General features: G+C 34.7%; 18 protein-coding genes and 8 tRNA genes. 22 read left to right on the top strand and 4 right to left on the bottom strand.

Annotated features, from left to right (window positions below):
• Positions 1 to 28 precede the first annotated feature (28 nt).
• Both RTW14_RS14810 and rnr read left to right on the top strand, forming a co-directional pair.
• Entirely contained in the window at positions 29 to 298 is a 270-nt protein-coding gene (locus RTW14_RS14810) for a hypothetical protein (protein ID WP_312652797.1), read from the top strand.
• 26 nt (positions 299 to 324) lie between these two features.
• A complete protein-coding gene (gene rnr, locus RTW14_RS14805) occupies positions 325 to 2,490 on the top strand; it encodes a ribonuclease R (RefSeq protein WP_312652795.1) in 2,166 nt (721 codons plus the stop codon).
• A 99-nt stretch (positions 2,491 to 2,589) separates the two neighbouring features.
• Here rnr and RTW14_RS14800 read toward each other — a convergent pair whose 3' ends face one another.
• The 4 genes from RTW14_RS14800 to trkA form a co-directional block, all read right to left on the bottom strand.
• Positions 2,590 to 3,012, bottom strand: a complete 423-nt coding sequence (locus tag RTW14_RS14800; protein WP_312652794.1) for a CBS domain-containing protein — start codon at positions 3,010 to 3,012, stop codon at positions 2,590 to 2,592.
• A gap of 99 nt (positions 3,013 to 3,111) precedes the next feature.
• Positions 3,112 to 4,578: a TrkH family potassium uptake protein gene (locus RTW14_RS14795; protein WP_312652792.1), complete on the bottom strand. Its 1,467-nt coding sequence runs from the start codon at positions 4,576 to 4,578 to the stop codon at positions 3,112 to 3,114.
• Between the two features lie 23 nt (positions 4,579 to 4,601).
• Positions 4,602 to 6,071, bottom strand: coding sequence for a TrkH family potassium uptake protein (locus RTW14_RS14790; protein WP_312652788.1), 1,470 nt, complete (start codon positions 6,069 to 6,071; stop codon positions 4,602 to 4,604).
• A 4-nt stretch (positions 6,072 to 6,075) separates the two neighbouring features.
• The gene (gene trkA, locus RTW14_RS14785) at positions 6,076 to 7,446 is read right to left on the bottom strand and encodes a Trk system potassium transporter TrkA (protein ID WP_312652786.1); all 1,371 of its coding nucleotides are present in this window, start codon (positions 7,444 to 7,446) and stop codon (positions 6,076 to 6,078) included.
• A 201-nt stretch (positions 7,447 to 7,647) separates the two neighbouring features.
• Between trkA and RTW14_RS14780 the strand changes: the two genes are divergently transcribed.
• The 20 genes from RTW14_RS14780 (at position 7,648) to RTW14_RS14685 (ending at position 20,970) form a co-directional block, all read left to right on the top strand.
• Positions 7,648 to 8,238, top strand: a complete 591-nt coding sequence (locus RTW14_RS14780; protein WP_312652784.1) for an MBL fold metallo-hydrolase — start codon at positions 7,648 to 7,650, stop codon at positions 8,236 to 8,238.
• A gap of 4 nt (positions 8,239 to 8,242) precedes the next feature.
• Positions 8,243 to 9,067: a Cof-type HAD-IIB family hydrolase gene (locus RTW14_RS14775; protein WP_312652782.1), complete on the top strand. Its 825-nt coding sequence runs from the start codon at positions 8,243 to 8,245 to the stop codon at positions 9,065 to 9,067.
• Positions 9,068 to 9,186: 119 nt separating this feature from the next.
• Positions 9,187 to 9,528: a YraN family protein gene (locus RTW14_RS14770; RefSeq protein ID WP_312652780.1), complete on the top strand. Its 342-nt coding sequence runs from the start codon at positions 9,187 to 9,189 to the stop codon at positions 9,526 to 9,528.
• 10 nt (positions 9,529 to 9,538) lie between these two features.
• Positions 9,539 to 11,083, top strand: coding sequence for a YifB family Mg chelatase-like AAA ATPase (locus tag RTW14_RS14765; RefSeq protein WP_312652778.1), 1,545 nt, complete (start codon positions 9,539 to 9,541; stop codon positions 11,081 to 11,083).
• Positions 11,084 to 11,085: 2 nt separating this feature from the next.
• On the top strand, positions 11,086 to 11,952 hold the full coding sequence (gene dprA / locus RTW14_RS14760; RefSeq protein WP_312652776.1) for a DNA-processing protein DprA: 867 nt from the start codon (positions 11,086 to 11,088) through the stop codon (positions 11,950 to 11,952).
• A gap of 78 nt (positions 11,953 to 12,030) precedes the next feature.
• Positions 12,031 to 14,115 carry a type I DNA topoisomerase gene (gene topA / locus RTW14_RS14755; protein WP_312652774.1) on the top strand — a complete coding sequence of 695 codons (2,085 nt, stop codon included), beginning with the start codon at positions 12,031 to 12,033 and terminating at the stop codon, positions 14,113 to 14,115.
• 24 nt (positions 14,116 to 14,139) lie between these two features.
• Positions 14,140 to 14,679, top strand: a complete 540-nt coding sequence (hslV, locus tag RTW14_RS14750) for an ATP-dependent protease subunit HslV (protein WP_312652772.1) — start codon at positions 14,140 to 14,142, stop codon at positions 14,677 to 14,679.
• A gap of 12 nt (positions 14,680 to 14,691) precedes the next feature.
• Positions 14,692 to 16,119, top strand: a complete 1,428-nt coding sequence (gene hslU, locus RTW14_RS14745; RefSeq protein ID WP_312652769.1) for an ATP-dependent protease ATPase subunit HslU — start codon at positions 14,692 to 14,694, stop codon at positions 16,117 to 16,119.
• A 219-nt stretch (positions 16,120 to 16,338) separates the two neighbouring features.
• The gene (gene codY / locus RTW14_RS14740; RefSeq protein ID WP_312652766.1) at positions 16,339 to 17,118 is read left to right on the top strand and encodes a GTP-sensing pleiotropic transcriptional regulator CodY; all 780 of its coding nucleotides are present in this window, start codon (positions 16,339 to 16,341) and stop codon (positions 17,116 to 17,118) included.
• Between the two features lie 67 nt (positions 17,119 to 17,185).
• The gene (gene yunB, locus RTW14_RS14735) at positions 17,186 to 17,887 is read left to right on the top strand and encodes a sporulation protein YunB (protein ID WP_312652763.1); all 702 of its coding nucleotides are present in this window, start codon (positions 17,186 to 17,188) and stop codon (positions 17,885 to 17,887) included.
• Positions 17,888 to 17,922: 35 nt separating this feature from the next.
• Entirely contained in the window at positions 17,923 to 19,203 is a 1,281-nt protein-coding gene (hflX, locus tag RTW14_RS14730; protein WP_312652761.1) for a GTPase HflX, read from the top strand.
• The gene (locus RTW14_RS14725) at positions 19,190 to 19,819 is read left to right on the top strand and encodes a YigZ family protein (RefSeq protein WP_312652759.1); all 630 of its coding nucleotides are present in this window, start codon (positions 19,190 to 19,192) and stop codon (positions 19,817 to 19,819) included. The genes hflX and RTW14_RS14725 overlap by 14 nt, the downstream gene beginning before the upstream one ends.
• Positions 19,820 to 19,969: 150 nt before the next feature.
• Positions 19,970 to 20,044 (top strand) — tRNA-Asn (locus RTW14_RS14720).
• A 116-nt stretch (positions 20,045 to 20,160) separates the two neighbouring features.
• A tRNA-Val gene (locus RTW14_RS14715) sits at positions 20,161 to 20,236 on the top strand.
• Positions 20,237 to 20,247: 11 nt separating this feature from the next.
• A tRNA-Asp gene (locus RTW14_RS14710) sits at positions 20,248 to 20,324 on the top strand.
• A 24-nt stretch (positions 20,325 to 20,348) separates the two neighbouring features.
• Positions 20,349 to 20,423: transfer RNA gene (locus RTW14_RS14705), tRNA-Thr, on the top strand.
• 204 nt (positions 20,424 to 20,627) lie between these two features.
• Positions 20,628 to 20,712: transfer RNA gene (locus RTW14_RS14700), tRNA-Tyr, on the top strand.
• An 8-nt stretch (positions 20,713 to 20,720) separates the two neighbouring features.
• Positions 20,721 to 20,795, top strand: a tRNA-Gly gene (locus RTW14_RS14695).
• 4 nt (positions 20,796 to 20,799) lie between these two features.
• Positions 20,800 to 20,873 (top strand) — tRNA-Gly (locus tag RTW14_RS14690).
• Between the two features lie 20 nt (positions 20,874 to 20,893).
• Positions 20,894 to 20,970: transfer RNA gene (locus RTW14_RS14685), tRNA-Arg, on the top strand.
• Positions 20,971 to 21,041 lie beyond the last annotated feature (71 nt).

The following is a 21,041-nucleotide window of genomic DNA, read 5'->3' as shown; positions in this document are numbered from 1 at the left end:
TTGAGTAAAAAGAGAGGAGTTGAAGCAATTGAGAAAAAGACGAATTTTTCTGGGACTTTTATTGGTTATCGCTTTAATGGCATTTGTAGCATGTAGTAGTAATGATGGAACATTATTAGATCCTGATACACCTAATACTGTAACTGATAATAATGGAAATGGTGTAAATGATGATACTAATAATAATTTAGACAAAGCAGGTAATAATCTTGAAGATGCAGCTGATAATGCAGGTAATGCGGCTAAAGATCTAGTGACAACTAATGGCGCAGTTGATAAAAATACTAATAATTTATAATCAATAAAAGTTATAAAGGGTGGCTTATGCCATCCTTTATGTTTTACAGTGAAAAATATAAATATGCTTTTAAAAAAAAGGCATATATTTCTAAATTGTGGTATACTGAATATATGAGTAAAATGATATTTGATAAGAAGAAAAAAGAAGATAAAAAAACGGACGTAACGTTTATAAAACCAAAAGCAAAGCAACCACCTAAAGATGCAGAAGTAATACAAGGTGTATTATCAAAACATAAAAGGGGGTTTGGTTTTGTTACACCTATAATTAATGAAGAAGAACAAGATGTAAATAAAATAAATATGCAAGATATATTTATTGCTAGTAAAAATTTAAATGGTGCCATGAATGGGGATACCGTGTCTGTGATATTGTTGCCAGCAAATAAGGAAAATAAATCAACAGAAGGCATTGTAGACAAAATTATTATTCATGGGGTAAAAGAAATAATAGGAACTTTTCAAAAGAATAAGAGTTTTGGATTTGTTGTACCAGATGATAAGCATTTTAATAATGAAGATGTTTTTGTAAAGAAAAACGATTGGAAAAATGCTGAAACAGGAGATAAAGTTGTTGTGGAAATAACTAAATATCCTGAAGATGCTAATAGTGCAGAAGGAAAAATCACTGAGATAATCAGTAGATTTGGAGAAACCGGAGGAGATATTAAAGCACTAATAAGACAATATAATTTATTTCAGACCTTTCCAAGCAGAGTTAACGCAGAAGCAAAAGCCGTTTCTAAAATAAAGCTTTTAGATGAAGGAATTGCTCCTATAACAGAGGAAGAATATAAAGGCAGGGTTGACCTTAGAGATAAGAAAATTATTACTATAGATGGAGTGGATGCAAAAGATTTAGATGATGCTATTTCTATAGAGAAACTTTCAAATGGTAATTATCTTTTAGGTGTTCATATTGCTGATGTAAGTCATTATGTAACTGAAGATGGCCCAATGGATAAAGAGGCATTAAAAAGGGGAACAAGTGTATATTTGGTAGATCAGGTTATCCCTATGTTGCCAAAAGCACTTTCCAATGGAATCTGTAGTCTTAATCCTGATGTAGACAGATTAACTCTTTCTGTATCAATGGAGATTGATTCTACTGGAGAAATTGCAAATCATGATGTATATAAAAGTGTTATTCATTCTGCACATCGAATGGTTTATGATGATGTGTCAGATATAATAGAGGAAAATGCTGTAGATTTAATATCAAAATATGATGATATATATAAAGAAATATTAATCATGAAGGAATTGGCAGATATACTTCATAAGAAAAGAGATCTTAGAGGAAGTTTGGATTTTGATTTTGATGAAGCGTATATTACACTGGATGATGCTGGTATTCCTGTTACAGTAGAAACTGCAGAACGAAGAACAGCCAATCGAATAATTGAAGAATTTATGCTTATAGCCAATGAAACCATTGCAGAACATTTTTATTGGCTGGAAACCCCTTTTGTTTATCGTATTCATGAGAAGCCAGCACCGGATCGTATGGACGAATTTAAAAGCTTTGTTAGGGGTTTTGGCATTTCGATGAAGGGAAATACAGAAAATATCCATCCAAGAGTGCTTAGTGATATGCTTAAAGAAGTAAAAGGACAATCTTATGAAAATGTTGTTAATACAGTTATGCTTCGATCAATGAAAAAAGCATTTTATGATGTTTCTTGTGATGGCCATTTTGGTTTAGGTGTTAAATTTTATTGCCATTTCACTTCGCCTATCAGACGGTATCCAGATTTGATTATACATCGAATCATTAAAGAAGTAATTGATGGGAATATAAGTGATAAACGGATTAAACAGCTTAAGAAAAAGGTTGTCATAGCTTCAGAACTTTCATCAAAAGCAGAAAGACATGCGCAGGAATTAGAACGTGAAGTTGAAAAACTTAAGAAAACGGAATATATGTCATATCATATTGGAGAATGTTTTGAAGGTGTCATAAGTGGAGTTATAAATTATGGTTTTTATGTTGAACTAACCAATACCATTGAAGGTTTAGTAAGAGTAGAAAATTTAATTGACGACTATTACGATTATGAACAGGCAAAATATAGATTTATAGGTCAGCGTACAAACAAAATTTATGGACTTGGAGATAAAGTAAAAATACAGGTATCGAGAGCTAATGTTGAGGATAGAGAAATAGACTTTATAATAGTGGAAGAATAGAACTGAAAAATTTATAGCAGCTAAAGCTGCCATAAATTTCTGTATGAGCCCTGGCCACATCATAGATGTGGCCAGGGCTTCAAAAAACGGCTTGAGTTTTTAACTCAAGCCGTTTGGTTTTGATATAGCAGAGAGTGCATCGCCTGCTTCATCAACTAATATATTTTTTTGTGCAATATCCCCTAACGATACAATACCTACAAGTCTGTCATTGGAAACTACAGGTAAGCGTCTTATTTGATGATTAGACAGCAAAAGTGCAGCATCATGGGCATTCATACTTGGTGTAGCACAGGTAATATTTTGTGACATAATATCCTGAGCTTTTAGATTGTTATTATCTTCTGCAACAGAACGTAGAACAATATCTCTATCCGTAATTATTCCAAGTACACGGCCAGAATCGTTGCAAACTGGAATAGAACCAATGTTTTCTTGTTTCATTTGTTTTGCAACTTGAGGAAGAGGACTGTCAGGTTTTACACAACTGACACAAGAGGTCATAATGTCTTTTACCAACATAAGAAAAACTCCTTTCAAAATCACTAAATGTATTCTAAGTATGCAAATTAAAATGCAAACTACCATAGTAGTTTGCACTATTTTAAAAAAAATATTCAATTAATAGTTTCGGTGCTTGTCTGGGCTCCAGAAAGAAGGCATAAACAAGGTTATAATTGTAAAAAGTTCTAATCTGCCTGCAATCATGAGAAAGCACAAAACTAATCGCAAAGGTCTGCAGTAAATACTGAAGTTTCCTGTAGCAACATCACCTAATCCAATTCCTACATTGGAAAGCATAGCAATAGCAGAAGATAGTGTCGTTATAAGATCAAGATTTTGCAGTGATAAAAGAATGCTGCCTACCACTAAAAGTATAAAATAAACCATTATAAAAACAGTGACGTAGGATACTCTCAAAGCTGAAATAGAATGGCTTCCTATTTTTACAGCAACAACTGAACGTGGATGCATTCGTCGTGTAAATCCTCTAGTAACTAGTTTACACATTACAAGGAATCTTACTACCTTTAAGGAACCACTAGTAGAGAAAGAGCAGCCACCAATCATCATTAGGAGTATTAATATTCCAATACTGAAAGCAGGCCAATCAGCATGACCTATAATTGAAAAACCTGATGTGGTAGCCATAGAAACCACTTGAAAGATACCATATCTTATTGACTCAGTAAATCCATAGGTTTTTGTAAAATATAAATTTGATGCAACAAATATTGAACCTAATATAATGATAATAAAGAAGGTCCTAAGTTCTTTATTTGTTAAAACAGTTTTCCAATTGCCATGAATAATAAGAAAATACAGGGTGAAATTCACGGAAGTAAGCAATGTAAAGGTGACGATAACTACTTCATTATAGAAACTGTTATAATATGAAAATGCATGGTTCATGCTGCCTAATCCACTTGTACTTACACTATCCATAGTATTTATCATAGCATCAAATATATTCATAGGGCCGGCAACAAGCAATGCAAATTCTATTATAGTAAAAGTAATATATAAAAAATATAAATATTTGGCCGAATCCGAGGCGCGATTAGTGATTTTACCTAAAATTTGACCAGGGACTTCTACTTGTGCTAAGGTCTTCCCTTCAATTCCCAAGGCAGGCAATACAGATATGGTTAATACCAGTATTCCTAAACCACCCAACCAGTTGCAGACACCTTTCCATATGAGTAAACTTTTAGGAATTGTATCTAAATTAAAAAGGGTGGAACCAGTAGTAGTAAAGGAGGCTATGGATTCAAAAAGAGAATCGATTATAGATGTTGTCTGCCCTGATGCTAGATATGGTAAGGCGCCTAAAACAGAAGCCGTAATTCCGCATAAAGTAACAATAAGGTATCCATCACGCATACGTATAGGTCCTGCAGCACGCAGTAAATAACGGAATAACAGACATGAAACAATTATCATTACTACTGCTATTATAAAAAAGACTTTGAATTCAGTCCATTCATTGTAATAAAAGGCAGTGGTCATAGGTATAAACATAGCCATGCCTATAATTATAGGTACAATAGATACTATTTTAAAAATAACGCGATAATTAAACGACATAATAATTTCCTCAATTCAATCTATTATCTGTCCTGCCGCCAGAACTTAGGCATCAAAAGCATAATAAATGTATATAATTCTAGACGGCCAGCAAGCATTACTAGAGATAATAAAATCTTAACCGGATTTGAAAATATACTAAAATTCATAACCGGACCAACCAGATTAAAGCCAGGTCCTATATTTCCTATACAGGTTAAAACTGCACTTAAGTTTGTCAATATATCAAATCCGTCAAGACTTACTAAAAGTGTAGAAATTGCAACCACTAGGATATGAAGAAAAATAAAGTTCGCAATTTCAGAAACCGTATCAATGCTTAATTTTTTGTCATTAACTTTTATTGAAATAATTGCATTAGGATGTAATCTTACCTGAATACTTCGTTTTATAAGTTTTAATACTACCAAAAATCTTATAACCTTTACTCCTCCTGCTGTTGAAGAAGAACAGGCACCAATAAGCATCAATGTAAATATTAGCATTTTACTAAAGGTAGGCCAAACATCATAATTTGTAGTGGCAAATCCTGTAGTTGTCAAGATGGAAGCCGTTTGAAAAATAGAAAACCGAAAAGATTGGCCTAAATTGTCATAGGTTTGGGTAAACCATAGATTAAGGCTTATTAAAGTAGTAATGACAACTATTATAATAATATATAATTTGAACTCTTCATCTGCAAGAAGGTTTCTTATTCCCCCAGATTTTCTAATGCTATAAAAATAAAGATTGAAGTTTACTCCTGATAATATCATAAATATCGTTATTATCATTTCAATTGGTACACTGTTAAAGTGTGCAATGCTGTTATTATAGTTTGAAAAACCGCCAGTACCAACAGAGCCAAAGGTATGTGTGCTAGCATCAAAAAGATTCATTCCTGCCGCCATTAAAAGAATAATTTCTAAAATGGTAATGACAGCATAGATTTTATAAAGGTTTTTGGCTGTATCAGAAATTTTGGGGGTTATTTTATCCATTGTAGGACCTGGAGCTTCTGCTGATGCAAGGATATTAGCACCAATTCCAAGAGAAGGAAGAAGTGCAACAGCAAAAACTAGAATTCCCATACCACCTAGCCAGTGGGTGAAGGCACGCCAAAATAGTATTCCTTTAGGTAAACTTTCAATATCTGTTAGTATTGTAGCACCTGTAGTTGTTAAACCGGACGAACATTCAAAAAAAGCATCAAATATATTAGGTATAGCACCAGACAATACAAAAGGTAGTGCACTAATAATAGCTGCTAATATCCAACAAACAGATACAATAAGAAATCCATCTCGAACAGTTAAATGTGTTTGAGATGGGATCACTTTATAATATATTAAAAATCCTATTATGGATACTGGTACAATGGTGTATATGAAGGTTATAACTATGTCTATTTCATTATAAATAGCAGAAACAATAAGAGGCAATATCATTGCTGCCCCCATAACCATCATAAGAACACCCAAAGACCTGATAAAAGCTTTTATGTTCAAATTCATTGAATTATCTCCTGCCTAAAAATCCAATTTTATTGTTGCTAAGAAGTTTTTCTAAATCAGGTAATTCAGATAAAAGACAAAGAATAATAACTTTGTCAGCCTCTTGGATTTTTGTTTCACCAGAAGGAATGATAACCTGCATACCCCGGTGGATAGCTGCAATAATTACTCCTTCAGGAAGTTTTAAATTTTTAAGTGGAACTCCAACAAGGGCCATTTGTTTAGAGGCTATAATTTCCATGATTTCAGCCTGTCCCTGTATAAGCTGCGACGAAAGAACACGTTTAGATCCTTGTATGAACCTAAGAATACTTGCTGATGTGATATTCAAAGGGTTTAGAGCCATATCAATACCCATTTTCTCAATTAAACCAACATAACTTTCTCTACTAACTTTTGCTATTACATCTTCAATTTTGTGCTGTTTCGCCATCAATGCAAGCAAAAGATTTTCTTCGTCAAATCCAGTTGCAGTAACCACTGCATCCATATCATTGAGATTTTCTTCCTCAAGCAAATTAATATCTGTAGCATCACCATGAAGTATCATAACATCGTCAAGATGTGTTGAAAGATAATGACAACGAGATTTATCGCGTTCTATAATTTTTACACTAATCCCAAAATCAGATAGCTTTTTTGCAAGGTAAAGACCAGTTTTACCCCCGCCGATTATCATAACTTTCTGTAGATTAGTATACTTACCTTTTTCATGAACCTTTGAAGCTAGTTTTTGAATAGGCTGCCGTTCTCCTATAATATATAAGCCATCGCCCTGCTGAATGGTCGTATCACCATGAGGGACAATAACCTTACCACTTCTAGAAATTCCAACCATCAACATACCAGGAAATAATTTACTAATATCAACCATGGAAGTTCCTATAATTTGAGGCATCTTCTTAACTGGGAATTCAAGTAATGAAACTTTACCACTTGAAAAAATACCGTTACTAAGTGTATATTTTTCAACAAGATATTTATATATTTCAACAGTAATGGCAAGATCTGGATTAACTATGTAATCAATTCCCATGGTTTCCTTAATAAAATCTAATTGATTCATGTGCTCTGGATCTCTGACTCTTGCAATTACTTTTGGGCATCCTAATTTTTTTGCGAAACTTGCTATTACAATGTTTTTTTCGTCACGGTCAGTAGCTGCAAGAAAATAATCATATGATCCAATTTTCAATTCCTCTAAAATACTAATTTGTTTAGCATTTGCGGTAACTGTTAATATATCCATATGACTGTTTAATTTGTGCGTTATTTCATCATTTTTATCAATAATAGTTACAGAATGATTACCTACCAATAGTGATTCTGCAATTTTTAGCCCTAATTTCCCTGCGCCAGCTATAGCTATTTTCATTTTATTTCCTCTTTTATTTTAAATATTTTTTCCTTGAAATACCAAGTTTCTGATTGCATATAAAGTACTACTGCTCAAACAGTAGTAAGAACTATTTTATCACTTCTTTCTATTTTGGCAACATTTATTTGCAAGATAGCGTAAAATAGTCTAAAATTAAGAGTGGTTTTGGTATTAGTATGCATATTAAGAGGTATAAATATGAGAATAAAGAGAATTGTAGGCGGTAACTTAGAAAGTAATGGATATATTATTTTTCAAAAAACAGGTGGAAACTGTTTTGTAATAGATCCAGGATATAATGCAGACAAATTCGTAAAGCAGATAAAGGAGTTAAAATTAAAGCTCAAAGGAATTTTGCTTACTCATCATCACTATGATCATACTGGTGCAGTTGAACGATTAAGTGAGCTGAAAGAATGTCCAGTATATATGCATTGGGGAGATTTAGATATGTACAAATCTAAAGTTGATATAACAATGGAACATGGCATGAAAATCGATTTAGATGGTGAAGAGCTAATAGTGCTGCATACTCCTGGGCATACGGAGGGTAGTGTATGCATTTATTCTGAAAAGAGCAGGCTGGTATTTACTGGGGATACTATCTTTAATATAGACTTAGGCAGGACGGATTTGAAAGATGGGTCTGATTATAAAATGAGCAATTCTATAAGAGAAATTATAGATAAATGGGAAAATGATATAAGCCTTTATCCAGGACATGGAGATTCGTGCAATATGAAGTTTGTAAGGAAATATAATCAAGAATTTTTAGATATAGTAGGGTGAGTATATGGCAATTAAATTAATCGCATTAGATTTAGATGGAACAACTTTAAATAGTGAAGGAAAGTTAACTACATTTACTGAGAAAACTTTAAATAGAGCAACTGATAAAGGGATTCATGTTGTGATTGCTACGGGCAGAGTCTGTTCTGCATTACCAGAAGAAGTTTTAAAAGTATCAGGTATTGAGTATGCAATTACTTCTAATGGAGCAGCAATCGTTAATTTGAAAAAAGAAAAAATAATTTATGAGAATTGCATTGAACCCAAGGCCCTTGAGAGTGTATACAAGCTCTTAAGTCAACATGATTTTATGGTAGAAGTTTTTTTAAAAGGGAAAGCTTATGTAGAAAAATGTATTTTTGAAAATTTAGAGAGAGTAGGAATTTCTGAAAGCAGCATGGTATATGTAAGAAGAACAAGACAACCTTACATAAATGTCTTAAACATGATGATTGAAAATAAAGAAAATATCGAAAATATAAATATTAATTTTGCAAATCAGAAGGACAAGGAAATCATGAGAGAAAAACTTTTGGGTCTTAAGGACGTTACCATTACCAGTTCAATGGAACATAATTTAGAAATTGGTGGAGCAACCACCAGCAAAGCCTCAGCGCTAAAAGAATTATGTGATAAACTTGGAATAAAAACAGAACAAATTATGGCATGTGGTGACAGCCCTAATGATGAAGCTATGATGAAAGTTTCAGGTCTGCCAGTTGCAATGGGAAATGCAAAAGAATCAATTAAGAAAATGGCAAAATACATAACTTGTACGAATGACGAAGATGGTGTAGCAATAGCCATAGAAAAATTTGCATTAAAATAATAATAAATCCGGTAGAGCAGAGCCGGATTTATTTTTTTATATTATTTGACAAATTATTACATTAAATGTAATATATAGAAATAAATCAATTAAAATCAAAGACAGAAAGGAGCATACAAATGAGTCTTGGATTACAGGGGGAAGAGGTTGCTGCCAACTATTTAAAGAATAAAGGCTATCAAGTGCTTGAACGTAATTTTAGATGCAAAATGGGGGAAATTGATATTATTGCGTGTATACATAGGACATTAGTCTTTGTAGAGGTCAAGACTAGGAGAAGTTTAAATTATGGGCTTCCATGTGAAGCAGTTACTAAAACGAAGCAGGTACATATAAAAAGAGTTGCAGCTTTTTATGCTATGAAAAATAATGTGGTTGATATAACTCAAAGAATAGATGTAGTAGAAATTTTGTACCAAGGTGAAAAGGCGTATATAAGACATATAGAAAATGCATTTTAGGAGGTTAAAAATGTTATCAAAAGTTTATACTGGTGCACTTCATGGGCTGGAGTCGAAGCTGGTTTCTGTAGAAACTGATTTATCTCCAGGGCTCCCTTCTTTGATAATGGTTGGACTGCCTGACATAACTGTGAGAGAAGCAAAGGAACGAATTAGAAATGCGATTATTAATTCAGGATATAAATTTCCAGCTAAAAGGATTACTATTAATTTATCACCTGCAAATACAAAAAAAGAAGGAAGCCATTTTGACTTGCCCATAGCGGTTGGCCTTTTAGCTTCAATTGGCATAATACCGGAATGTCATTATATAAAAGAATATGCTTTTATGGGAGAGCTATCTTTAGCGGGTAAAATAAACAGAATCGATGGGGCGCTGCCCCTGATTATAGGGCTTAAAGAATGTGGAATTAAAAAAATTGTACTGCCAAAAGATAACGTTGCAGAGGCTTCACTTGTAAAGGATGTAGAATTATATCCTGTAGACAGGCTATTGGAGTTGGTGGAACATTTTAATCAAATAAGTCAAATGAAACCTTACAGGGGAAACTGTAAAATGGTATATAATAAGACCAATTATGGTATTGATTACGCTGATGTAGCAGGACAGGAGAATGTAAAGAGAGCAGTTACTATTTGCTGTGCCGGTGGACATGGGCTGCTCTTAATAGGGCCGCCAGGATCAGGAAAATCTATGATTTCAAAAAGAATTCCTACGGTAATGCCTGAAATGACCTATGAGGAATGTTTGGAGGTTACTAAAATATATAGTATAGGTGGGAGGTTGTCTAAAGAGTTACCTATGATAACGGAACGTCCTTTTCGAGCACCTCATCATACGATTTCAGGAGCAGCACTTGTAGGGGGTGGAAATAGGCCAATGCCAGGGGAATTGTCGCTGGCTCATTTAGGTGTATTATTTTTGGATGAATTTTGTGAATTTAATAAGAACATTTTAGAGATGCTTAGACAGCCTTTAGAGGACAGCCATGTTACAATTGCAAGGGCAGGTGGCAATTACAGCTTTCCCTGTCAAGTAATGCTTGTAGCAGCCAGTAATCCATGCCCCTGTGGATATTTAGGGAGTCAAAGCCATGAATGTACTTGTAGCCAGGCACAAATTAACCACTATAAAAATAAAATATCAGGACCATTACTAGACAGGATTGATTTACATGTTCAAGTGATGCCACTAGAACCAGAATTTTTTTCAAGTGAACATTTGAACTCTGTAAGCTCATGTGAGATGAGAGAAAAAGTGGAAGTGGCACGAAAAAAACAGATGGAAAGATTTAAGGAACATCCTATTTTATTTAACTCTCAGCTTACACCAGCTCTGATAAAGCGATACTGCAAACTGAATCAAGAGAGTGAAAAGCTTATGAACTCTGCGTTTAAAGCTTTGTCTCTAAGCGCAAGAGCATATAGCAAGGTAATTAAAATATCTCGTACCATTGCAGATTTAGAAAATAGTGAAACGATACAAACTATCCATGTTGCAGAAGCTTTACGATACAGAATGTTAAATGGGAATACAAAAGGAATAGGTGAATAAGCATGGATATTAAGGAGCGCATTAAAAAAGTATCTATAGAGTCTGAAGATTATCCTAGCTTGCTAAAGTATATAAAAGACCCACCGCAGCAACTTTATTTTATAGGAAATATTAGATTGGCAGAGCTTCCGGCAGTGGCGGTGGTAGGATCAAGAAAAGCTTCGTCTTATGGAAAATGGGCTGCACATGAGATTGGAAAACGTTTGGCAGAGAATGATATAGTAGTAGTAAGTGGAATGGCAGCAGGAATTGATTCCATAAGCCACAAAGGAGCCCTTTCTGTAAATGGTAACACTATTGCGGTGTTAGGGTGCGGTATAGACATCTGCTTTCCTGCTTTTAATAGGGAACTTAGGAATGAAATAGCGCAAAAAGGACTTTTAATGTCAGAATATCCACCAGGATATCCTGGAAGCAAATTTACTTTTCCTTACAGAAATAGAATAATAAGTGGTTTATCTCTGGCTACTGTAATTGTGGAAGCAGGGCTGAGTAGTGGATCACTTATTACAGCAGAGAGAGCTGCAGAGCAAGGTAGAACTGTTTTTTCAGTTCCAGGTAATATAAACAGTTTTTATTCCATAGGCACAAATAAACTAATTCAGGATGGAGCATATCCTTTGGCTTTAATTGATGACATATTTAATGTTTTAGGAATAAATAAAAAGAATGCAGCAAATATTATAGAGCAACTTGGAAAAGACGAGCAAAAAGTAGTAAAAATAATTAGTGAATGCGGAGAAGTATCAGCAGACTGCATATGTAGAAAGATGAATTTGAAGATTTCAGAGGTCAATGCAATCATTACAATTTTAGAGATGAAAGGTGTGGTTTGTTCGGCACTTGGCAAAATTTTTATTGCAAACTGATGAAAATAGAAATATAATCATTTTTTGTATAGAGATAATAATATAAGAAGAAAAAATTTCCCTTAGGAGGATTATTATATGGCAAGCTCTAAAAACTTGGTGATTGTGGAATCACCATCAAAAGCAAAAACAATAGGTAAATTTTTAGGAAGCAAGTATAAAGTGGTTGCTTCGGTTGGTCATGTTAGGGATTTGCCCAAAAGCAAATTAGGAATAGATTTAGAAAATAATTTTGAACCTCAGTACATAGCCATAAGAGGAAAAGGCGATGTTATTAAAGCTATGAGACAAGAGGCAAAAAATGCTGACAAAATATATCTGGCAACTGACCCGGACCGTGAAGGGGAAGCTATTTCATGGCACATTGCTCATCTTTTGGGAATTGATCCTACTAAAGCCTGCAGAATCGTTTTTAATGAAATCACTAAAAATGCTATTCAAACTGCAGTAAAAAATCCAAGAACAATTGATACCAAATTAGTAGATGCACAACAGGCAAGAAGAGTTTTAGACAGACTTGTTGGATATCAGATTAGTCCATTATTATGGAGAAAAATTAGACGAGGTTTAAGTGCTGGCCGTGTACAATCTGCAGCACTTAAGCTTATTTGCGATAGAGAAAATATTATAAAGGATTTTAAACCCGTAGAATACTGGAATATTGCAGCTATACTTTCTGATATGAATGAACAAAAGGGTAAATCCTCTGAAAAGAAGAAGTTTACTGCTAAATTAATTGAGTATATGGGAAAGAAAATTACTGTCGAAAATAAGGAAATGGCTGATACTGTTGTAGATGCATTGAATAAGCATGATTACATTGTAAAAAATGTAGAGAAAAAAGAAAGAAACAAAAGACCCTATGCGCCTTTTACTACTAGTAGCCTGCAGCAGGATGCTGCAAATAAATTAGGCTTCTATACTAAGAAAACTATGATGATAGCTCAACAATTATACGAAGGTATAGAAGTTAAGGGACATGGAACAGTTGGTCTGGTAACCTATATCAGAACCGATTCTGTAAGAATTTCAGAAGAAGCAAAAGCAGCAGCAAAAGTATTTATTGGAGAAAAATATGGAGATAAGTATTATGCAGTTAACTCTTTTTCAAATAAGAAAAAGGACGTGCAGGATGCTCATGAAGCAATAAGACCCAGTTATATAGATTTAGTTCCAGATGAAATAAAAGAATCTTTAACAAAAGATCAATATAATTTATATAAATTGATTTGGTCTAGATTTATGGCAAGTCAGATGGCTGCAGCAGTATACGATTCTATGGCTGTTGAAATAGAAAATGGACAGTATACTTTAAAAGCAAATGGTTCAAAACTAAAGTTTGATGGATATTTAAGAGTCTATCAGGATTCAAGTGAAGAAAATAATGAAAAGATGTTACCTGAACTTCAAGTTGGAAATAAATTAAATCTGTTAGATTTACAATGTGACCAAAACTTTACACAGCCTCCATCAAGGTACACAGAAGCAAGTCTGGTAAAGGATTTAGAAGAAAAAAATATAGGAAGACCAAGTACGTATGCTCCTATTATAGCTACTCTTATGGATAGAAAATATGTATCCAGAGAAAAGAAATCTTTATTTCCAACAGATCTAGGCTTTATTGTTACGGAGTTAATGGAAAAGTATTTTAAAGAGATTGTTGATGTTGGATTTACAGCGGAACTTGAAGATCGCCTTGATGATATTGAAATAGAAAATTTAGATTGGAAAAATATAGTTAGTGATTTTTATAAAATACTTAGGGATGAATTGGAAATTGCGGATAAAGAAATTGAAAAAGTTAAATTAGAAGACGAACTGACAGGAGAAATGTGTGAACTCTGTGGAAAGCCTATGGCGAAAAAAAGTGGTAGGTTTGGAGATTTTATTGCATGCACAGGTTATCCAGAGTGCAAGAACACGAAACCAATTATTACAAAGGTAGATGCTACCTGTCCAAAATGCGGCAGTGACATTGTGGCTAGAAAAGGAAAAAATGGGAGAATGTTCTATGGGTGCAGTGGTTACCCTGAGTGTAATCAAGTTTTCTGGAGTAAACCTACAAATAAAAAGTGTCCAGAATGTGGTTCTATATTAATTGAGAAAAAAACGAAAACAAGCTCTTTGGCGTGTTCAAACAGCGAATGTGGGTATAAAGAATAATATATGAAAGAGAGGTAAGGTTAGATGATACAATTTCATGCAACTACTATAGTAGCAGTAAGAAGAGGTGATGGTGACATTTGCATTGGAGGCGATGGTCAGGTTACTATGGGTGAAACTACAGTAATGAAACATACTGCAAAAAAAGTGAGAAAAATTTATAAGAACTCAGTAATTACAGGCTTTGCAGGTTCTGTTTCAGATGCGTTTTCATTAACCGAAAAGTTCGAAAAGAAGCTTGAAGAGCATTCCGGTAATTTAAAAAAAGCAGCGGTTGCTTTAGCTCAAATGTGGAGATCAGATAAGGCTATGAGAAATCTTGAAGCTTTAATGATTGCTGTTGATAAGGAGAGCATGCTGCTTATATCTGGAAATGGTGAAGTTATTGAACCAGATCAGGATTTTATTGCTATTGGTTCAGGCGGAAATTTTGCTTATGCAGCAGCAAATGCATTATTTAATCACACAGATATGAAGGCTGAGGATATTGTTAGGGAATCACTAAAAATAGCATCTTCTATTTGTGTTTATACAAACGAGAATATTTCAGTAGAAAGACTGTAGGAGGGATTGAATATGGGAGAACTATACAATATGACGCCAAAGCAGATTGTGGCGGAACTTGATAAGTATATAATCGGTCAGGATGAGGCAAAAAAATCAGTAGCGATTGCTTTAAGAAATAGATATAGAAGAAGTCTTTTGCCTGATGAGATGAGAGAAGAGATTACCCCTAAGAATATTTTAATGATGGGGCCTACGGGTTGTGGTAAAACTGAAATCGCAAGAAGACTTGCGAAACTTATGGATGCCCCGTTTGTAAAGGTTGAAGCAACTAAATTTACTGAGGTGGGTTATGTTGGAAGAGATGTAGACTCAATGGTTAGAGACTTAGTAGAAGCTTCTATCAGAATAACGAAGCAGAAACGGCTGCAGGAAAAATATTCAATAGCAGAAGAAATCGCTGAAGAAAAGATTATCGAAGCTATTATACCAGGAAAGAAAAAATCTACATCTTCAGGTGGAAGTACTTTAAAAACGCCTTTTGATTTTATATTAAGTGGAGGGTACCAGCAGGCACAAAAACCTCAGCTTGAACAAGAGGACAAAAATGCAGATAAAAGTGATATAGAACTTGCTAGAGAACAGGTAAGACAACAGTTAAGAGCAGGAATGCTAGAAGAGCAATACATTGAGATTCAAGTAAATGAAGCACCTAAAACAAACAATTTAGATCTTGGAAATGAAGGTATGGGTATTGCTATTGGAAATATTTTTGGTGATATGATGCCACCAAAAAAGAAAAATAAGAAAACTAAAGTAAAAGATGCAAGGAAAATTTTAAGAGAACAAGAAGCACAGAATCTGATAGACATGGATCAGGTAACTGAGGAGGCTTTAGAAAATGCAGAGCAAAACGGTATCATTTTTATAGATGAAATAGACAAAATTGCTTCCGGATCAAGCTACAAATCAGGTGCTGACGTTTCAAGAGAAGGAGTTCAAAGAGACATTCTTCCTATAGTGGAAGGCAGCGTGGTAAATACAAAATATGGACCTGTAAAGACAGATCATGTATTGTTTATAGGCGCTGGAGCATTTCATATTTCTAAACCAACAGACTTAATTCCTGAACTTCAGGGAAGATTTCCAATCAGAGTAGAGCTGGAGAATTTAACAAAGGATTCTTTCGTAAAAATCCTTACTATTCCTGAGAATGCCTTATTGAAACAACATAAGATGCTTCTGGAAACTGAAGGAATAAAAATTACTTTCACGGATGATTCTGTTGAAGAAATCGCGACTATGGCTTTTCTAATGAATGAACAGACTGAAAATATTGGAGCTAGAAGACTTCACACTATTATGGAGAAACTTCTTGAGGATATTTCATTTAATATTCCAGAGATGGAAGAGCAAGAAATTATAATTAACGAAGCCTATGTAAAGGAAAAGTTTGTGGAGAAAATTCATGAAGATGATATAGACAAATTTATTCTTTAATCTTGACAAAAATAAGCAGATTGGTATATCTTTTATAGTGCCAATCTGTTTTTTAGTAAAAAAATGACGAATTTTAGCGTAATTGTATGTAAAATAAAAAGTTTTTAGAAAAATCAAAAAAATGTCTTGATTCTTTTTTAGAAAAGATATAATATAAATAGCATAGAAAATGGGACAGAGTTGGTCTTGAATATAAATAAAAGGAGAAAAAGGTAAAATATGGGAAAAGATATATTAAGCAAAATTAGAAAATTAAATTGGGTACTGCAGGAAAGCCCTACAGGAGCCTTTTCTTTTGATGAGCTTTGCAATATTTTAAGTGATATGATGGATGCTAATGTGTACATTGCAAATTTAAGAGGTAAAGTTATTGGTGTACATTATAAAATTAAATCTGATAGTTCAACTATTACAGATCCTGAGACGGGGATTGAGAAATTTCCAAATGAGTACAATGAAGCTTTATTGAAGGTGACTTCCACCGAAGCTAATCTTAAAGCAGAAGATGCTCTTGAGATTTTCAAATATGATTATGATACGTATGATAAGCTGCACACTATTATTCCTATTCTTGGAGGTGGACAGAGATGGGGAACTCTTATTTGTACAAGATATGAACCAGAATTCAGTAATGAGGATTTAGTTTTAGGTGAATACGGTGCTACAGTAGTTGGACTTGAAATACAAAGAAGAAAAACCCTTGAATTTGAAGAAGAAGAGAGAATGAGATCAATTGTTCAGATGGCTATTGGTACCTTATCTTACTCTGAAATTGAAGCAGTACAACAGATATTTACTGAGTTAAATGGGAATGAAGGACTATTAGTTGCCAGTAAGATTGCTGATCGGTCTGGAATTACTAGATCAGTTATTGTTAATGCGCTTCGTAAACTTGAAAGTGCAGGAGTCATTGAGTCACGTTCACTTGGCATGAAGGGAACACATATTAAAATCTTAAATTCTAAATTCTATGAAGAACTTGAAAAGATGGATATGTAGCTAATTAATATTACACAATTTGCCCTCGTTCAGCATATAATGATATATCTGTTCGGGGGTGTTTTTTATGCTTTGGCCTTGCGCTAGCAAAAGATTTAAAGCTTGTGAAAAGAAAACAAGCAATTGGATAAAACTCTTGATTGTGTTTGTAATAATAACCCTTATAGGGAGTTTTGTAGGATGGAGATTTATCAAAGTAGTACAGCCTTCCATAGAATCTTTGGCAGAAATAAAGGCGAAAGAAATGGTAACCTATGCAATAAATGAAGCTACCTGCAAACAGTTTTTTAAAGAAGCTACTAATGTTGAAGATTTACTTATAATAAATACTGATAATGAGGGAAGCATAGAATTAGTGCAATCCAATACAGTAGCCATGAATATTTTAGCAGCAGAGCTTGGCAAGGAAATAAAACAGATGTATAGGGATATGAAACCAACTAAACTGAAAGTGCCTTTAGGAACTATTTTAGGCAGTCAATTGATGTCACAGTCAGATTTAAATGTAAATATGAAGGTTTTACCTATTAGTGTAGCTAATATAGAGTTTTTAAGTGAGTTTGAGTCCCAAGGAATCAATCAGACGAAATATAAAGTATATTTATCCCTGACTAGTAAAGTTAGAGTAATGGCCCCTTTTTCATCAAAAACATTAGAGGTACATAATGTGGTTCTAGTTTCAGAAGCAGTAATATTAGGAAAAGTACCGAATAGCTATGTTAATGTACCTGAAGAAAATATTTTAGATGGTATGAATTCTGGGCAGTGATTGTTAATAAAAAAAGGTATGGTAAAATATAAGATATGTTAAAATTTAGTGAAAATAATGAAGTGATACAAAATGAAGCTTATAAGGCTATTCTTGTGGGCCTTCAAATTAATGAAGACATTACCTATTCAATGGAAGAACTGGAAGGCCTTGCAGAAGCAGCAGGAGTAGAAGTTTTGGGAACTATGGTTCAAAATTTGGAAAGGCCAAATAATGCTACTTTTATAGGAAAGGGAAAAGTAGAAGAACTAGCGGAAATGTGCAGTAATATGGAAGCAGATACCGTTATCTTTAACGATGAACTTTCAGGAATGCAGCTTAGAAACATAGAGGAAGTCATAGGAGTCAGAGTAATTGACAGGACTATTTTAATTTTGGATATTTTTGCATCAAGAGCAGTATCAAGTGAGGGAAAATTACAGGTTGAATTAGCACAACTTCAATATAGAATGCCCAGATTGCTTGGGTTTGGCAAAAGTTTATCGAGACTTGGAGGAGGCATAGGAACTAGGGGACCAGGAGAAAAGAAACTCGAAACGGATAGAAGGCATATTCAGCGCAGGCTGGATGATATAAAAGCTGAAATTGCTGAGTTAAAAGGAAACAGAAATGTTCAGAGAGCAAAAAGGCAGAAAGCAGGTCTGCCTATTGTTGCACTTGTAGGTTATACAAACGCAGGTAAGTCAGCAATTATGAACAGGCTTTTAGAAGAGGTAGAACGACAGGATAAAGTTGTTTTAGAAAAGGACATGCTTTTTGCTACCCTGGATACAGCACAAAGGAATGTTAAACTAGATACCAACTATGAGTTTATACTAATTGACACGGTTGGATTTGTGAGTAAACTACCCCATTCTCTTATAAATGCTTTTAAGGCAACTCTTGAAGAAGTGATGTATGCAGATTTACTTCTTCATGTGGTAGATGCTTCTTTTGAAGCTAGTGAATTCCATATTGAAGTCACAAATAAGGTCCTTAAAGAAATTGGCGCAGGGAATAAGGCAAGAGTTTTAGTATATAACAAAATAGATTTGTTAGAAAATGAAGTGCTTCCAGTTACTGATGAGGAATACATTTGCATCTCTGCAAAGCGTGGTGACAATTTTGAACGAATTATTGAAATTATTAAGGAAAAACTTTTTTCTAATCGAATCCTTACAAAATTACTCATCCCATATGACCGAGGCGATATTTCTTCATATTTATGCGAAAAAGCTAAAGTTATATCAATTGATTATGTTGAATCTGGTACAGAATTCGAAGTAGAGCTTATGGAAGCAGATTATAATAGGTTGAAAGAATATGATACAATATAATACGATACAAAAAGAAGGATCTGCTGAACAAACAATAGATAAATCTCGATTTATAGCATATGTTTGTCCAGTGGATTCTAAAGAAGAGGCAGATGCGTTTATTGCTAAAATTAAGGCTAAGCATAAGGATGCAACACATAACGTACCTGCAATGGTGATTGGTGATAAATTTCAAATTCAATGGGCAAGTGATGATGGAGAACCTCAAGGAACCTCAGGTGCCCCTATGGTTCAAATGCTTGTTAAAGAGGGGTTAACTAATCTTGTTGTAGTAGTAACTAGGTATTTTGGAGGTATTAAACTAGGAACAGGCGGTCTGGTAAGAGCATATACTGGTTCTGCAAAATTAGGAATTGAAGCAGCCGGGCTTTGTGCAGTAAAAGATATGTGTCTTGTCAGTGTAAAACTGGATTATACATATTTGAGCAAGCTGCAGAATTTATCCCAAAATGAAAATTTTGAAATACTAGACCTGATTTATGAAGATTTAGTGAAGGCTGTTCTATCGGTGGAACCAGAAAGAAAGGAAAATCTAAGAAAATTAATAGCAAATTTAACTAGCGGAACAAGTTTTTTTTTAGAGGAAAAAATAGAACAAATAAAGGTAGCCATATAGACAATTTCTGCATTACTTGGAATTGCAATGGGTTACAGAAAAAAAGATAAAAAAGTGAAAGAAAATGTAAAAAAGTGTTTGACATAATAGTACTGCTATGCTAAGATAAATATCGTCGCTAATGCATATCGCAAGCATCAGCAAGGCTGTTCCAAGGTAGCTCAATGGTGGAGCACTCGGCTGTTAACCGATAGGCTGTGGGTTCGAGCCCCACCCTTGGAGCCAATATATTTTATAAAAGCATTTATAAACTTCAATAAAAAGTGTTGACAAGCGATATGAAATAGTGTAACATAAGTAAATGTGTCAAGTAGATAAAACACTGGTACAGCAAGTAGTTTGGGCGTTTAGCTCAGCTGGGAGAGCACCTGCCTTACAAGCAGGGGGTCATAGGTTCGAGCCCTATAACGCCCACCAAATTACAATATGGCCTGGTAGTTCAGTTGGTTAGAATGCCAGCCTGTCACGCTGGAGGTCGTCGGTTCGAGCCCGATCCAGGTCGCCATTTTTATTGAAAGCACAAAAACATGCTGGTGTGGCTCAACGGTAGAGCAGCTGATTTGTAATCAGCAGGTTGGGGGTTCGATTCCCTCCACCAGCTCCAATACTAGAAAACAGAAGGGAATCGAACCCGAAAGGGCTCGAACGTAAAGCGAAAAAGTCTTGCAGACTTTTGAGTAGCGAGAGGTTCAAGCTGACTGAATAAGGAAGTGCAGAACGGCAGGTGCGGAGCAACTGCGAATTCCCTCCACCAGCTCCAATCATAAAAACAGATGGTAAATAATTGCCAAATTACAAGTACAAATTTCGAGGGTTTCCCGAGTGGCCAAAGGGGGCGGACTGTAAATCCGTTAGCTGAGCTTTCGGTGGTTCGAATCCACCACCCTCGACCAATACATATGCGGAAGTGGCTCAGGGGTAGAGCATCGCCTTGCCAAGGCGAGGGTCGCGAGTTCGAATCTCGTCTTCCGCTCCAATTTGCGGGTGTAGTTCAATGGTAGAACCTCAGCCTTCCAAGCTGATGGCGTGAGTTCGATTCTCATCACCCGCTCCACAAAAATCCACTTGTAATGTGGGCTCATAGCTCAGCTGGATAGAGCAACGGCCTTCTAAGCCGTGTGTCTGGGGTTCAAATCCCTATGGGCTCACCATTTTTTTAGCTATATTTGACCTATTAGCTCAGTTGGCAGAGCACTTGACTTTTAATCAAGGTGTCCGGAGT

This window comes from Aminipila sp. (assembly GCF_032051575.1).
GTDB lineage: Bacteria > Bacillota > Clostridia > Peptostreptococcales > Anaerovoracaceae > Aminipila.
The sequence above is the reverse complement of the archived record's forward strand: the minus strand, read 5'-3'. Positions and strand labels throughout refer to the sequence as shown.